Raw genomic sequence first — 17,099 nt, forward strand, 5'->3', positions numbered from 1 at the left:
ATTGCCTAAAAACGTAATTGCTTCGATAGGCGCAGGCACTGTGAGTTTGGCCGCTGTGCTGACAGTGATTTACGGTATACAATTTCTTCAGACTCCGCCACCTACAGGTGTTGACACATTATTGTTATGGCAATGGTTCTCTGCGGGCACGCTTTCAGTTGCCATAAGTCTGGGTGTAGATGTATTATCACTCACATTTATTTTTATTATCACTTTTGTAGGCGCACTGATCCATATTTACTCTACTGCTTATATGAAAAAGGACCGTGACTATGCGCGGTTTTTCGCCTGCATGAACTTATTCGTGGGTGCCATGCTGTTATTGGTGATGGCAGACAACCTTGTTCTTATGTACCTGGGCTGGGAGGGGGTTGGTATGTGCAGTTACCTGCTGATTGGATTCTGGTATGAATCCCCGGCCAATTGCCAGGCGGCAAATAAAGCATTTTTAGTTACAAGAATCGGCGATACAGCTATGCTCATTGGTTTGTTCCTGCTCTTTAAAGAGTTGGGAACGCTCAGTATTCCTGGCATTCTTCAACAGGCTCCCGCTCATTTTACAACCGGATCGTCCAACATAACACTTATTTGCCTTTTATTGCTTGCGGGAGGAATGGGTAAATCAGCACAGCTACCACTGCAAACCTGGTTGCCCGATGCAATGGCAGGTCCTTCTCCGGTCAGTGCATTGATTCATGCGGCAACAATGGTTACAGCTGGTGTTTATCTCATAGCGAGAATGCATACACTGTTCATGCTTTCTCCGCTTGCCATGACTGTTACCGCGATCATTGGCGCCGCAACGCTGTTTGTTGCCGGTTGCAGTGCCATGGTTCAAACGGACATCAAAAGAATACTTGCCTATTCCACGATAAGCCAGATCGGATATATGTTCCTCGCACTTGGTCTCGGAGCATGGAGTGCAGCGATCTTTCATTTTTTTACACATGCTTTTTTTAAAGCACTTTTGTTCCTTGCTGCCGGTACAGTGATCGAGTCTTTGCATCATGAGCAAAACATTTTTAAAATGGGCGGGCTCAAAAACAAGCTGCCCATAGTTTATTATACATTCCTCGCGGGTGCTGCTGCTCTTGCTGCCCTGCCTTTTGTTACTGCCGGATTTTTTAGTAAGGACCCTATTCTCTGGTATGCCTGGGGTAGCATTAAAGGCAATCCTTTCTTATGGGTGATTGCCCTTGCAGGAGCATTCATTACTGCTTTTTATTGTACACGTCTTATACTGGTTGTTTTTTTTGGTGAGATGAAAACCCCGGTACATGCACAACCCGGAAAAGGGATGACTATACCGCTGGTAATACTTGCAGTTTTATCTTTAATAGCCGGATTTATTGAATGGCCACATAATCTTGTTCACCTTTCACTGTTTTCTGATTTTATCCAAAATGTATTGCCTGCCCCGGTATTAAAAGAAGGTCTTCCGCCCGAAGCTGTATTTCAACTGGTAGCTACTGTTGTTACTCTCTTGGGTATTTACGCCGGGTATTCAATATATCACCTGAAAAATACTGTTACCGGGCAGTGGTTGCAATCAACCGAAAATGCCGGGATCCGCAACTTCCTGTACAATGGATGGGGATTTGACCGGTTGTATGATACCATATTTGTAAAACCCTTTGTGTTTATCACAAAGGTTAATAAAGCTGATGTATTTGACAGGTTGTATAACGGCCTGGCACAAGCGAATTTGAAACTTAACCGGCTATTGTCGATTTCGCAGAATGGATCGCTGCGTCTGTATATCGGAGGTTTTATCATTGGCATCCTGTTCATAATAACCCTACAATTAATCTTATGATGCTCACAGGGATGATATTGGTCTTACTGATAGGTGGTGTCCTGAGCTGGCTCGTGGCAAAATGGAATGCTGATCTTTCAAAATGGATAGCCCTTATATCGGTTTTTGCAGATTTTTTCTTAACCTGTTACTGGTGGTTTCAGTTCCGTGATCCCGTTGCAGCAGGTGCCACCTGGCTTATAGATTTCAAGACCAGCTGGATACCTTCATTTGGTATCGGTTTTCACCTGTCCATGGATGGCTTGAGCCTCGTATTGTTACTGCTCACTTTCTTCCTGGGTATATTGGCGGTCCTTTGTTCCTGGACGGAAATCAGGGAAAGGACAGGATTCTTTTATTTTAATCTTTTATGGACACTCGCTGGTATAAGTGGTGTTTTTATTGCCATGGATCTGTTCCTGTTTTATTTCTTCTGGGAAGTGATGCTGGTGCCTATGTATTTCCTGATCTCAATCTGGGGAGATTCCAATCGTCGCTATGCTGCTTTTAAATTTTTCATTTTTACCCAGGCCGGGGGCCTGCTGATGCTTCTTGCTATCCTGGCCCTGTATTTTATCCATGGGCAGCAAAGCGGAACTTACACTTTTGATTATTTCGATTTATTGGGCACTTCTCTCGAGCCCTCTGCTGCCAGGTGGATCCTGTTCGGATTCCTGTTTGCTTTTGCAATAAAATTACCGGTGGTTCCTTTTCACAATTGGTTGCCTGACGCTCACAGTGAGGCTCCCACCGCAGGTAGCTTGTTATTAGCCGGGCTGTTATTAAAAACCGGGGCATATGGAATTATCAGGTTCGTGTTGCCCTTGTTTCCGGAAGCTTCCGCTGCCATCTCGTGGTGGATGATATTTGCGGGAGTGATCGGGATAATTTACGGGGCTTTGCTGGCATTTGCACAGACCGACTTCAAGCGCCTGATAGCCTATACTTCGGTTAGTCATATGGGTTTTGTACTCCTTGGCATTTTCTCGTTTAATGAAATCGGTATGCAGGGTGCGGTTATGCAGATACTAACCCATGGCATAAGTACCGGGGCTTTGTTTGTATTGGCCGGAATGCTGAAAGAGCGGCTTCATACCCGTGACATTGAAAAGATGGGAGGATTATGGACGGCTATGCCTTTCATGGGCGGTGCGGCACTTTTATTTACCATGGCTTCTCTTGGATTGCCTATGTTAGGAAATTTTATTGCGGAATTTTTGATCCTGCTGGGTACATTTTCAACCAAGGCAACCCTGGCAGTAATAGCCAGCTTCGGGTTGGTCTTGTCAGCTTTGTATTCATTAAGGATGGTGCGCAAGGTTTTCCTGGGGAACATGACCGCCGACCTGCCATTGAAGGATTTTAGTGGGAGAGAGCTTCTTATCCTGGCAGCTATGACTATCGGTATTGTTGCATTGGGATTATATCCACAGCCAGTGATAGATATGGTAAAAACTACAGTCAGGCAATTAGTGGTCCGATAATAACAGTCAGGCAATTAGAGGTCCGATAATAACTAAAATCAGTTTGATGAGCGAAATACAATTCGACGCACTTCTTCCGTACACGTTGCTGGCAGGTTCTTCAATGATCATCATCCTGCTTATTGCATTTCGGCTGAGCCATACTGTTATACAGGTTGCTGGATTTTTATTATTGTGCCTTGTAATTGCAGCCCTGGCCAACGTAAGGTCCATCCTGCCTGTTTCTATTCTTCCCTTGTTCCAGATAGATGGGTTTGCACTTTTGTTTACCGGTATGATTATTTTTTGTGTGCTCGTTATTGGCCTGTTTTCTTATATATATTTTGAGGAAAGGGAAGAGAACCCGAAAGAGTATTATATCCTGTTATTTCTTGGCACTCTTGGTGCTGCGATTTTAACGATAAGCCGCCATTTTATTTCGTTGTTTATTGGCCTGGAATTGTTGAGCGTCAGTCTTTATGCGCTGATCGCATATCTCAGAACCAGGAACAATGCGGTGGAAGCGGGCATGAAATACCTCGTATTGGCGGCTGTTTCATCTGCTTTTTTGTTGTTCGGTATGGCATTGATCTACATGGATACCGGGTCAATGGAGTTTACGGCTATTGCACAAAAGATAAGCGGATCTTCAACGACTTCTGTACTGGTCATCATGGGGGCAGGTTTTATGATTGTTGCGATAGGCTTTAAACTGGCGCTGGTGCCATTTCATCTTTGGGCCGCCGATGTGTACCAGGGAGCGCCGACTCCTGTCACCTCATTTATAGCTACTGTCTCGAAAATAGGTGTATTTGCTGTCCTGGTCCGCTTTGCCCTGGCCATAGACCTCAGGCATTATATCCAGGCGAGTACTGTCTTTTCCGTCCTGGCGATCGCATCTATGATCGCTGGCAATATTTTGGCGCTAAGGCAACAGAATATTAAACGGCTGCTTGCTTATTCCTCCATTGCGCATTTTGGTTATCTGCTGGTTGCTTTTTTAACAGGTGAAGGCGCTGGGGTAGAGGCAGGTGCTTTCTACCTGCTCTCTTATAGTATTACGTTATTGTCAGCCTTTGGAGTCGTTACTATACTATCCACCCGCAGACAGGATGCTGAAGATCTGGAATTGTACCGCGGTTTATTCAGAAGAGATCCATTGATGGCGGCAGTTTTGGCCATCGCATTGTTTTCCCTGGCAGGAATTCCACTTACTGCAGGTTTTCCTGCCAAATTTTTTGTTATAACCGCCGGTATACGGCAGGATTTATGGCCACCTGTTATTGTGTTGGTACTGACCAGTGTGATCGGTCTGTATTATTATCTTCGTGTGATAAGTATCCTGTTCGAAACATCTCCTTCTTCAGAAATCAAGGAAAGAACTTTACATCCTTTTTTTTATACCGCTACATATATCACACTTGGATTGCTGATGGTGCTTCTTTGCCTGTTAGGGATATTCCCGGGCAATATCGTAGATGGAATCCACGAGTATCTTCTTATCAGGTAGCACTAAGAAAAGTGGTGAGTGGTGAGTGGTAAGTGGCGAGTTTGAGTGATGGAGATTATCAGTGATGAGTCGCCAGTGATATATTATACTTCTTGTATTTCACTCACCACTCACCACTGATCGCGTAATACCAATGGAGCAATTAACAATTATCCGTTATGAATTCCTGGTAAATATTTTTGCTGTTGCCGAGCAGTCATAGGCCGACCGCCTTGCATTTAAAGAATCATTGCATCGGATAGATGCAGCAGAAAAAAATATAAATGAAATTGGAAAGCTTATATAACAACCTTTCTAACTGCTAAGGAGCTTGTGTTGTCTAAACAGGCAGCAACATTGATGACTGAATTAAATGAGACAGTTGAGCAATTGAAGACGATATTGAATAAACAAGATGCGCGTGGTCTCGATAATCTTATCAATTCAAAATTATACGCCGCCATAAATCCTGTTGTCGACAAGCTCAGCGAATTAATAAATTTGCAGGTCAGGGTAGGAAATGAGATCCACAAAGAAAACGCATTGGTTTACCAAACCGCACTGAAACAGTTCATTTTTATTGTCTTGCTTTCTTTGGTCTTAGCTGTTCCTTTTTCTTATTACTTAGTGGGGAATATCAATCATTTAATTGAAAATCTTCACCAGGAAAATAAAAACCTGGAAAGAAGTGAGGCGAAATACCGGACCCTGATTGAATATGCTGGTGATGCAATATTCGTGTTTAATACAGAAACCCGTATTGTTGATGCGAACGAATATGCCTGCAGATTGCTTGAATGATCCCCAAAACGAAGAGGCATCTTTGCCTGAGATCGCTTCACTATTTGCAGGCATTATCAGTGCATCCTGTGCATAAACAGAAGCGGCGCCCACAGAATCACCTTTTTTAATGCTTTCCATGAATTTGTTGTTCACAGCTTCGACGGCAGACCTCGCTGTTGAAATGTTGAAGCTGATGCTGTCTTTTTCATTTGCAGCACCAATATTGTTATCAGTGGAAGGCTCGTTACATGCCACGAAGGCCAGCGCAACCACGATCAGGAGTTGGGGTTTAAATGTTGACCTATTGGTTGTTTTCTAAAAGATAATCTTTTTTCTTATTTATACGGGCACTTCAATCGTAAAGTTTATTCCTAAATATTGAGCCACCGGTTTATTCCTGGGTATTGAGCCAACGGGTGCCTGGAACTTCAAAAATCAGTTCGCTACTGTATGCGCTTGCCGGCGTTTGATAACCGGGCTTAAAATCTCCCGCAAGAATTTTTTGGACTATGATCAGGGTGCTATGTGCCGTGAGCGAATAGCCATCGGTGGTAACCATGGACTCTTTCAGCTTTTCGCCAGAAGCATTACTGACTTCACCCCAGATAAAACTTTTGCCGCGGCTCCTCTTTTCATCTGTAGGACCCGGAGCCCTGTTGTTAACTTTCTTCTTTAATAAATTCCGGATAAACTGTGTTCTGAGCAACCAGTTGAAAGCCCGTTGCAGTTTCAACAGCCGATACGCATTGACAGACATACCAGTGTAGATTTCGATATTTTCAATGCCTGTCGTGAAGTATGCAGTTGATACATCGCCCCAGGGTATACTTATAACAAATCGTTTCACTTTTCCGTATGTGGGAACATTACCGAATGTTATCCAGAGGCCATGTTCTCCTAAAGGCACTTTCACAATTTTTCCGTCAATTCTTCTTTTACCACCTTCACCCAGGTTGTTGATCATAGTGGTTGCCGTGCCTCGCGATAATCCGCCTCCTGCAGTTGCGAAGGCCATTTTCAGGTCCGTTGCATCTGGCATCTGGTGCTTCAGAAAAAGCGCTAAACAATCAGTCGGTACAACATCGAAACCTGCACCTGGCATGATCATAATGCCTGCGGCCAAAGCCAGACCATTAAGTAACTTCAGTGATTCAAATACACTGATATCACCATTGATGTCCAGGTAATGAGTTTTCGTTCTTATACACGCATCTGCCATGGGATGCGCAGTTTGATCAAATGGTCCTGCTGCGTTCAACACAACATCAAAATTACCCAGTGACTGTTCGAGCGCCTCCCGGTTATCAAGATCAATGATGAGATAAGGAAAATGGAGTTCAGATGATAGCTTTTGGATAGCTTCTTTATTTCTGCCAGCCAGGACGGGCTGAAGATGGTATTCATTTGCATGCCGGGCAATTAATTGTCCGGTATAACCATTTGCTCCATATAACAAAAACTGGTTGGCCATGGTAACTGGTTATGAAACGAAATTAGTTAAAAGAGACGGCTTGTTTAAGTGTTTGTATTTATTGTCAACAAGTATTCTACTTAGATTTAACAATGAAAAAAATCGTTCAGCGTTAAAAGTCAGATTGCACGTTATAGGTCTCAGGTAAAGGTCCGGATTTATATTAACCGGAGACCGCCATTAACGATTTTGACCAGACGAACTCAACCCATGAAGCTGCCATTCAGGAATATCGTTTTATTGATTGTCGCCGTCTTTTTATATATAGCTGGTCTTGCCCAGAGACCCAATCTGAAATTTAAAAATCTTTCCACAACGCAAGGACTTTCCATTAATAACGCTACCTGCATCTTACAGGATAAAAATGGTTTTATCTGGATTGGTACCCGTGATGGATTAAACAAATACGACGGTTACAAGTTTACAGTATACAGGTCCGATCCCGAAGACTCATCAAGTATCAGCGCCAATTTTATCTGGAGCATGAAGGAAGACCTGGAAGGAAATATATGGATTGGAACAGTAGCCGGTGGGCTGAACAAATACTTGCCGAAAAGCGATGAATTTATACGTTATCGCCATAACCCCAATGACCCCGGAAGCATTAGTCATAATACGATTCAATCTATCCTGGAAGACGGAGATGGCAACATTTGGGCCGGTTCAGCAAATGGACTTGACCTGCTGGATAAAAAGAACAATAAATTCACTCACTATCTCCATAACCCGAAAGATAAAAATAGTCTTGCGGATGACAATATTTATAAATTGTTTGAAGACAGCAATGGTAATTTGTGGATCGGCACCAGGTCCGGCGGTCTTGATGTTTTCAACAGGAAAGAAAATATTTTCAGGCATTATCAATTCAATGCAGCCGATAAACATAGTATCAGTGAAAACAGTATTCTTACGATTTTTGAAGACCGCGAACACAATATCTGGATTGGCACAGATTCGAAAGGCCTTAATCTCTTTAACTCAGCCACAAACAAGTTCATCCGTTTTTATTCATGATCCTAAAGACAAGTCAAGCCTTGCGAATAATACTGTCCGCTGTATTAATGAAGATGCAAATGGCCTTATCTGGCTGGGAACTGAGAATGGCGGTATAAGCGTTTTCGATAAAAAGAATAATGCATTTTATAATTATGCACAGGACGATAACGATCCATTAGGTATCAGCAGCAATTCTATCTGGGATATTTACATTGATAAAAGAGGAAATACCTGGCTGGCCACATTTCATAGCGGAGTTGACTTCCTGGATAAGGAGCCGGCGAAGTTTGCCAAATATCATAAAGAGCCAAATAATAAGAACAGCCTTGGTAATAATACCGTGAATACTTTCCTTGAAGATGTCAACGGTAATATCTGGATCGGCACAGACGGCGGAGGCATCACAATGTTTAACCGCAAAAAAAACAGTTTTAAGAATTACAGGAGTCAGCCCGGGCCTTCCAGTCTTGCAAGCGATGTGGTGCTCACCTTAAAGCAAGCCAGTAACAATGAGATACTTGTGGGAACCTTTCGGGGTGGATTAAATGGCCTGGATCCGGAAACGGGTCGTTTTAAGAGGTACCCGGTTGACAGTATTGCAAACCATGGCACCTGCGTTGATATGATTGGTGACCTGGTAGAAGATAAGTACGGGAATTGGTGGATCGGTACCTGGCAAGGGGGACTTGATTATTATGATAAACGTAACAATACCTACTCGCACTATAAACACAATGCAGCAGACCCAAATGGTATCAGTGCTCCTTCTGTAAACAGCCTGTATCTCGACTCAAAAGAGAATCTTTGGATTGGAACAATGGGGGGAGGTTTGAATTTATTTGACAAGAGAAATAACCGTTTTATCATATATAAACACAATGCCGAAGATTCCCGCAGTCTTAGCAATGATATCGTTAATACTATCATGGAAGATTCGAAAGGTCGTCTATGGATAGGCACTAATAATGGTTTGAATTTTCTTGATCCGCTTACAGGAAAGTTTACCAGGTATTTCCAGGCAGATGGACTGCCTAATAACGTTATACAGGGTATTCTTGAGGATGGAAAGGGAAAGCTTTGGATGAGTACCAACAATGGACTTTCCTGTTTTGATCCCGGTTCTAAGTCCTTCCGCAATTATGAATTCAATGATGGTCTCCAGGGCCCGGTTTTCAATCATGGTGCATATTTCAAGTCGGCAAGTGGTGAAATGTTTTTCGGTGGATCGGGAGGATTTAATGTGTTTCATCCGGACAGTATCAGAACGAATACTTATGTTCCACCGGTTTTTATTACAGATTTCCAGGTCTTCAACAAATCAGTTAAAGTCGGTGAAAAAAACTCGCCGCTTAAAGTAGATATCAATGAAAGCAGGAGCCTGACCTTATCTTATAAAGAGTCTGTATTTTCTTTTGAATTTGCAGCTTTAAACTATACCCTGCAGGAAAAAAATCAGTACGCTTATAAGCTGGAAGGCTTTGATAAAGAATGGAACATGGTTGGAAAACAAAGAAAAGCAACCTATACTAATCTCGATCCGGGCAATTACATTTTTCGTGTAAAGGCAAGTAATAATGACGGCTTGTGGAACAAAAAGGGAATCTCTATCAGTATTCGGATAACTCCACCTTTCTGGTCAACATGGTGGTTCAGGATTATTTTAATATCAGCGCTGGTTAGTGCCTTTATTGCATTTTTTAAATTCAGGGTTCGCAGCATAAAAAATCAAAGAAGAACGTTGCAGGAACAAGTGGCTATTCAGACTGATCAGTTGGTTCATATTGCAGCGGAAGAAAATAAGGCAAGGCAGGAAGCCGAGGAAGCCAACCGGGCAAAAAGTATATTCCTGGCGACCATGAGTCATGAAATCAGGACCCCGATGAATGGAGTGATAGGGATGTCCTCACTACTTGCCGAAACCGAATTAACTGAACAACAGCGGATTTATACAGAAACAATAAGTACCTGCGGTGAAAGTTTGTTGAATGTTATTAATGACATCCTTGACTTTTCCAAAATAGAATCTGGTAACCTGGAGCTCGAGCAGGAAAGCTTCAACCTTCGTAATTGTATTGAAGATGTTCTGAACATATTTGGAATGAGAGCGGCGAAGAGCGGATTGGAATTGATATATCATATAGAGAAAGATGTGCCTTTACAGATAGTGGGAGATGATCTGCGTTTAAAGCAGGTTGTTAGTAACCTGGTAAGTAACGCCATGAAGTTTACTCCTAAAGGCGAGATATTCATTGGCTTGCAGTTGCAGCATTCGGGACCCGGTAATCAACATATGATCCGTATTTCAGTTCGTGATACCGGAATTGGGATACCTGCTGACAAAATGGGAAGACTATTCAAGTCTTTTTCACAGGTGGACTCTTCAACCACTCGCAAATTTGGGGGCACCGGCCTTGGTTTAGCGATTTCGGAAAAACTCGTAAAACTTATGGGTGGTAATTTTTCAGTTGAAAGTGAAGTTGGAAAAGGCTCGGTCTTTTCATTCACAATCAGTACCAGTGTGCCGGCAACAGTTATCCAGACATATATTCAATATGATATGGCAAAACAGGCAGGAAAAAAAGTATTGGTGGTTGATGATAACCTTACCAACCGTACGATACTTAGGAGCCAGCTGGAACAATGGAGCCTATTGCCGATCATGGTTCAGTCTGGTAAGGAAGCCCTGGATATTTTGACCAGGATAACCGAAATCGACCTGGTTCTTTCAGACATGGAAATGCCAGGGATGGATGGCTTAGAACTCGGGAAGATCCTGAGGGAAAAATACCCTAAACTTCCTGTTATACTGCTGAGTTCAAATGGCCATGAGAACAACGCGATGAAATCATCTCTTTTTACCTCTGTCTTAACCAAGCCCGTAAAGCAACATTTATTGAGTAAACATATTCTCAGCGCATTGCAGCCGAATATTCCATATACTCAATCTATCAGCACTGAAAATATATTAACCTCAGACTTTTCGGGGGTTTACCCACTCCGGATTATGGTAGCTGAGGATAACCTTATCAATCAGCAGGTGATCTTACATATCCTGGGCAAATTGGGTTACAAGGTAAAATTGGTTGAGAATGGACAGGAAGCCGTCAATGCATGTAAGGAGGAATCATTCGACCTGGTTCTTATGGATATGCAAATGCCTGAAATGGATGGCCTGGAAGCGACACTGGTAATCCGGGGCCTGGATTATGATCAACCTGTAATTATTGCACTTACCGCGAACACCATGGAGGGTGACCAGGAAAAATGTCTGCTGGCCGGCATGAACGACTATCTCAGTAAGCCAATCAGGCTGGAAGAATTAGTTGAAAAGCTAAAAAAATGGTCTTCACATCAACGACCAGGTATGAATACCCGCATCGCTTAAAAACTTAACTGGTAATCAGGCAGGAAAACGGCCACATTATTTATGATCAGTGTCCAGTATAAATTTGATTAAGCCTTTAATATAAATCTTCTGGTCATCCTACATGCTTAAATGGTTGAAACGAGTCCGGCATCGAACATAAAGTGTCCGGTTCCGGACACTTTATTAATCAAGTCTTTTTGAAAGTACTATCCGCTAAACACTTACATAATGGCATAGTGATTGACTTAAATCATGTGTACCAGTGCGTTACGGTTAATCCACGATAAGTTTATCATTCAATTCTTCAAATATATTTTCTTAAAATCAGCCCATGATAAAGAACCTGCTCCTTGTTGCTTTACGCAATTTCAAAAGAGATAAATGGTACAGTCTTCTAAATATTCTTGGCCTGACAATCGGGATCACTTTTAGCCTTTTTCTAATTTTCTATATTAAAGACGAATTGGCTTATGACCGTTATCACAAAAAAGCTGACCGGATCTATCGCATCAATTCCTATATCAAGGAGCCGGATAAGGACATGTTGAAGTGGGCTATCACACAGTATCCGTTGGGACCACAACTCAAGAAAGATTATCCGGAGGTAGAAGAATCTGTACGTTTTGTGCCTCAGGGAAGAGTGATGTATAAAAAGGGAGGTCTCCGTTTTTATGAAGACAAAGTGTTTTATACTGACAGCAATGTGTTCAGGATGTTTACTTATGATTTTATAGAAGGTGATCCTAAAACGGCGCTTGTTGCACCGAAGACTATTGTAATTACGCAATCTGTAGCTGAAAAGTATTTCGGCAAACAAAAGGCGCTGGGCCAGTCTTTGGAAAATACAAGTGGTGAAGTGTTTAAAGTTACTGGTGTCGTAAAAAATGTTCCAAAAAATTCTCATTTCATTTTTAATGTACTGATATCTACCAGAACACTTCCTAATGATTTCCAGGGTAACTGGGGGAACTTCAGTTTTTATACTTATGTTTTATTAAATCAAAATACCACTGCTGCTTCGTTTGAGAAAAAGCTTGCCCCGATGTATGATAAATACATGGCAGCCATTTTTGCTCAGTATAAAATTAAAATTCATTACGGCATCCAGAATATCACAGCAATTCACCTGCATTCTGATATGGGAAATGAACCAGAAGAGCTTGGAAGTATATCATACATCTACATCTTTTCGGCGGTTGCATTTTTTATGCTGATCATCGCCTGTATCAATTACATGAATCTTACTACTGCAAGGTCAGCACGAAGAGCAAAAGAAATCGGTATTCGTAAAGTTACCGGCTCCACAAAATCACAGTTGGTCGCGCAATTCCTGGTTGAGTCGACACTCACTGCATTATTTGCACTGTTATTGAGTATAGGTTTTATCGCTTTGTTGTTGCCATATTTTAATTCATTATCAGGCAAGTTTATCACATTTGGTTCTTTACTTGATCCGGGAACATTTTTTATACTGCTGGGGATTATATTATTTGTAGGGTTTGTAGGTGGAAGTTACCCTGCATTTTATCTTTCAAAATTTAATCCTGTAACCATCCTGAAGGGAAGCCTCTCAAAAAGTTCCAGTAACGTTACCCTGAGAAGAGGGTTGGTTGTGGTGCAATTTACGATTTCGATGATCATGATCATTTGCACCTGGATCGTTTATGGTCAGCTGAATTACCTGAGGAACAGGGATCTTGGATTCAGTAAAGAACAGGTGCTCACCGTATCCGCGAATGCTAACAACGATATCAGGAGTAAAATAACTTCCTTCAAAAATGAAGTCAGAAATCTACCCGGAGTAAAATCAGCAAGTACAGCTGAAGCTACACCTGGCCGTGGTATCAGCTTTAACCTGTTTACTGTACAAACAGAGACGGGATATCTTGATAAAGGCGTTGATGTGTATGGGGTAGATGAGAACTATTTTAATACACTGGGTATAAAAATGCATGAGGGCCGGAATTTTTCCGGCTTACCTGATACACTGCGCAGCATTATTGTAAATGAAAGGATGATAAAGGAATTTGGATGGAAATCAGCTATTGGAAAACATGTAAAATTTCCGGGAGATACATCAGGGAGATATCTTGAAGTTGTGGGTGTCGTCAAAGATTTTAATCAAAAATCTTTGTACAATCCTATTGCTCCTCTTATTATGTATTACAGGAATGCCAGTAATAATTTTCAGGTCAAAATGGATCCGCAAAATATTCCGCGAACCATTACAAGTGTTGAAAATACCTGGAAGAAAATTTTTGCTGACCTGCCTTTCGAGTACACGTTCCTTGACCAGGACTTTGATTCACAGTATGCCGCGGACCAGAAAAGGGGGAAGATCTTTACCAGTTTTTCAATACTTACCGTTTTGATTACCTGCCTTGGCTTGCTGGGCCTGATTGCATTCACAACACAACAAAGACAAAAAGAAATCAGTATCAGGAAAATACTCGGTGCAGGGGTTGGAGAGATAGTTCCGCTGATCACCACAAATTTTATAGTGCTGGTGGGCATCTCCTGTATTGTTGCTTTCCCCGTTGCTTATCTGTTTATGAGCAAATGGCTCGAGATATTTCCTTACAATACGGGATTATCGGTTTTCCCTTTTATTATGTCTGCGATTATGGTGCTGGTAATCACATTGCTTACTGTTATTTTCCATACCCTGAAGGCGGCACTTACAAACCCCGTCGAGAGCCTGAGAACGGAATGATTTGGCATCGATGTCCGGTAATTGTGTGCAGAATATTAATTAACCCGATTTCAGCGATTGCTATTTGACGGTTTTTCTTTTAATTTGTTATGATATCAAACCCCATCGTTTATAGGGCAAAATTAATTTGTCATGATAAAACAGTCCGAAAGATATGACTGGTTTTATTATAAGTAATGTTTTTTGAATAAATAAAGTATGAGCAAGCTAGATGTTAGTATACCGCATGAACTTCCGAAAGAAGAAGCTTTGACAAGAATAAAAGGATTATTGGCAGATCTACAGGAAGAACAAAAAGATAAGATAAGAGGCGTTAAAGAAGACTGGAATGGAAACATTGGGAATTTTAGTTTCAATGCCAAAGGCTTTGATGTTTCCGGCAGGATTACTGTAGCAGATGACCATGTCAATGTCCAGGGCGATCTTCCGTTTATGCTTTCCTTTTTTAAAGATACCATCGGAAATGTTATTAAGGATAAGGCCGGTAGTCTATTGAGTAAATAGCATTTTATTTGGTCTTAGCACCAGGCCACAAATGACCATTGATTTTACCAGTTGGATTGATATAAACTGAAGATATTTGTGAAAAAATGTAACATTTTCATTTTACCCGCGTCTATCTCAATTATATTCCCCAAGCATGATAAAAAACTTTTTTAAAGTCGCTTTCAGGAACCTGTTGCGCAGCAAAGGATTCTCATTCATCAATATTTTTGGCCTGGCTGTTGGAATGGCCAGTGCGGTTCTTATTGTTTTGTGGATACAGAACGAGCTTAGTTATGATCAGTTTCACAAAAATAAGGACAGGATCTATGAAGCCTGGAACCGGGCGAATTTTGACAGTAAACTCTTTTGCTGGAACACCACCCCGAAGATCCTTGCACGAACCCTGGAGCGCGAATTGCCCGAAGTAGAACGTTCAGTGCGGGTTAACTGGGAAAACGAGTTTCTCTTCAGCATCGGTGATAAACGGATCATGAAACAGGGCAACATGGTTGACACCGGCTTCCTGCAAATGTTTAGTTTTCCAATGCTTAAAGGCAATCCTGCAACGGCACTAAACGATATGCACTCCATTGTTCTTACCGAAAAACTTGCAAAAGCGATTTTCGGGCGGGAAGAAGCGATGGGAAAACTGATCAAACTTGATAACAAAGACAATTTTGTTGTCAGCGGGATCCTGAAGGACCTGCCAAACAACACACGCTTTAATTTTGAATATCTATTGCCCTGGTCATACATGATATCCAGGAACGAAGACGATTCAAACTGGGGCAACAACAGTACCCGCACCTATGTGATGCTGAAGCAAAATGCCCGCTTATCATCTGCGGCACCCAAAATAAAAGTGCTGAAGCAGAAATTTGATGAGGAAGCAAAAAAAGATAAATGGGAGATGTTCCTTTATCCTATAGAAAGATGGAGACTCTATTCAAGTTTTACAAATGGTGCCGAAGACAATGGTGGAAGAATAACATTTGTAAAACTTTTTGCAACTATAGCTGCATTTATACTCCTGATTGCCTGTATAAATTTTATGAACCTCAGTACGGCGCGTAGTGAAAAAAGGGCGAAGGAGGTTGGGATTAGAAAGGTTGTCGGGGCAAGAAAGGGTTCCCTGATCGGACAGTTTATCGGTGAATCTATATTGATATCATTTCTTGCAGCCGTGCTTGCACTTGGAATAGTTTTACTGAGTTTGCCCGCATATAATAAATTAACTGACAAAAATCTCTTTATCAGTTTTGGCAGCATTTATACCTGGCTGGCAGCAATTGGTTTTATCTTATTCACCGGCTTGCTTGCCGGAAGTTATCCTGCGTTTTTCCTCTCTTCTTTCCAGCCTGTTAAAGTGCTGAAAGGAACCTTTAAAAAGGCACATGCCCTTGTTACTCCCCGCAAGGTGCTCGTTGTGCTTCAATTCACATTTGCAATCATACTGATTATTTGTACCGTGATTGTGAAGCAACAGATTGATTATGCACAGGACCGTGACACAGGTTATCAGAAAAACAACCTGATTTATCATTTTATGACGGGCGATATTCCAAAGAACTATCAGCTTATCAAAAATGAAATGATCTCAAACGGGATTGCAACTTCTGTCGTTAAAACCAATTCGCCAATTACCCAGCAATGGAGTGATGGCTGGGGGCAGGAATGGGAAGGAAAGGATCCCAATGATAAAACGGATTTTTCAAGATTCGTGGCCGATGAAGGGTTAGCAACAACTGTCGGGTTAAAATTTGTTCATGGCCGTGATTTCGATCTTAAACAGTTTCCGACAGATTCAACCGGGATGATAATAAATGAAGCTTCATTAAAAGTTATGAAGTTTAAGGATCCTATTGGGAAAATCGTTAAGGACAATGGCGTTGAATGGCATATAGTAGGAGTAATAAAAGATTTTATCCTCACTTCTCCATATGAGCCTATAAGGCCATTACTGATTTCAGGTGCGAAAAGTGACTGGTTCAATACTGTTCATATCAAATTGAATCCTCAGAATCAAACAGCTCAGAATTTAAAAAGAGCAGAAGCGATATTTAAGAAATATAATATCGAATACCCTTTCGATTATAAGTTCGTTGATGAAGAATATGGAAGGAAGTTTGAGAACGAACAAAGACAGGGAACATTGGCAGGATTATTTGCGGGCCTGACAATTTTCATCTCCTGCCTGGGACTTTTTGGTCTGGCTACTTATATGGCAGAAAACAGGGTGAAGGAAATTGGTGTCCGCAAAGTATTAGGAGCATCAGTTACCGGTATAACCGCGCTTCTGTCAAAAGATTTTATCAGGCTGGTTATTATCTCTTTTGTGATAGCCGCACCAATTTCATGGTGGGCGATGTATAAATGGCTGCAGGATTATACTTACCGGGTGCCGATTCAATGGTGGGTATTTGCGATATCGTGTCTGCTCTCGGTATTCATTGCCTTACTGACCGTAAGTTACCAGGCAATACGGGCAGCTACTGCTAACCCTGTCAAGTCGCTGCGGACCGAATAACACCTTGGA

The 17,099-nt window shown here is 41.8% G+C and carries 11 protein-coding genes; 10 read left to right on the forward strand and 1 reads right to left on the reverse strand.

The features are described from left to right. The 5 genes from nuoL to VK664_RS29420 form a co-directional block, all read left to right on the forward strand. Positions 1-1,816, forward strand: a 1,816-nt coding sequence (gene nuoL / locus VK664_RS29400) for an NADH-quinone oxidoreductase subunit L (protein ID WP_461402319.1), incomplete at its 5' end; no start/stop codon positions are given. Beyond that, entirely contained in the window at positions 1,813-3,279 is a 1,467-nt protein-coding gene (locus VK664_RS29405) for a complex I subunit 4 family protein (RefSeq protein WP_461402320.1), read from the forward strand. The genes nuoL and VK664_RS29405, both read left to right, overlap by 4 nt. A gap of 46 nt (positions 3,280-3,325) precedes the next feature. After that, complete coding sequence (locus tag VK664_RS29410) at positions 3,326-4,768, forward strand: NADH-quinone oxidoreductase subunit N (RefSeq protein WP_461402321.1); 1,443 nt, start codon at positions 3,326-3,328, stop codon at positions 4,766-4,768. A 339-nt stretch (positions 4,769-5,107) separates the two neighbouring features. After that, positions 5,108-5,548, forward strand: coding sequence for a PAS domain-containing protein (locus VK664_RS29415; protein WP_461402322.1), 441 nt, complete (start codon positions 5,108-5,110; stop codon positions 5,546-5,548). Positions 5,549-5,666: 118 nt separating this feature from the next. Further along, on the forward strand, positions 5,667-5,849 hold the full coding sequence (locus VK664_RS29420) for a hypothetical protein (protein ID WP_461402323.1): 183 nt from the start codon (positions 5,667-5,669) through the stop codon (positions 5,847-5,849). A gap of 72 nt (positions 5,850-5,921) precedes the next feature. Here VK664_RS29420 and VK664_RS29425 read toward each other — a convergent pair whose 3' ends face one another. Continuing rightward, positions 5,922-7,001, reverse strand: a complete 1,080-nt coding sequence (locus VK664_RS29425; RefSeq protein WP_461402324.1) for a saccharopine dehydrogenase family protein — start codon at positions 6,999-7,001, stop codon at positions 5,922-5,924. A gap of 210 nt (positions 7,002-7,211) precedes the next feature. Between VK664_RS29425 and VK664_RS29430 the strand changes: the two genes are divergently transcribed. The 5 genes from VK664_RS29430 (at position 7,212) to VK664_RS29450 (ending at position 17,090) form a co-directional block, all read left to right on the forward strand. Next, positions 7,212-8,015, forward strand: coding sequence for a ligand-binding sensor domain-containing protein (locus VK664_RS29430; RefSeq protein WP_461402325.1), 804 nt, complete (start codon positions 7,212-7,214; stop codon positions 8,013-8,015). After that, positions 7,945-11,382 carry a hybrid sensor histidine kinase/response regulator gene (locus VK664_RS29435; RefSeq protein ID WP_461402326.1) on the forward strand — a complete coding sequence of 1,146 codons (3,438 nt, stop codon included), beginning with the start codon at positions 7,945-7,947 and terminating at the stop codon, positions 11,380-11,382. The genes VK664_RS29430 and VK664_RS29435 overlap by 71 nt, the downstream gene beginning before the upstream one ends. A 313-nt stretch (positions 11,383-11,695) precedes the next feature. Beyond that, positions 11,696-14,077, forward strand: a complete 2,382-nt coding sequence (locus VK664_RS29440) for an ABC transporter permease (protein ID WP_461402327.1) — start codon at positions 11,696-11,698, stop codon at positions 14,075-14,077. A gap of 198 nt (positions 14,078-14,275) precedes the next feature. Then, positions 14,276-14,581 (forward strand): polyhydroxyalkanoic acid system family protein, encoded by a 306-nt coding sequence (locus VK664_RS29445; RefSeq protein ID WP_461402329.1) that lies wholly within the window; start codon positions 14,276-14,278, stop codon positions 14,579-14,581. A 136-nt stretch (positions 14,582-14,717) separates the two neighbouring features. Next, positions 14,718-17,090 (forward strand): ABC transporter permease, encoded by a 2,373-nt coding sequence (locus tag VK664_RS29450; protein WP_461402330.1) that lies wholly within the window; start codon positions 14,718-14,720, stop codon positions 17,088-17,090. Positions 17,091-17,099 lie beyond the last annotated feature (9 nt).

The sequence above is a fragment of the Flavitalea sp. genome (assembly GCF_035489435.1).
Lineage (GTDB): Bacteria > Bacteroidota > Bacteroidia > Chitinophagales > Chitinophagaceae > DATHKG01.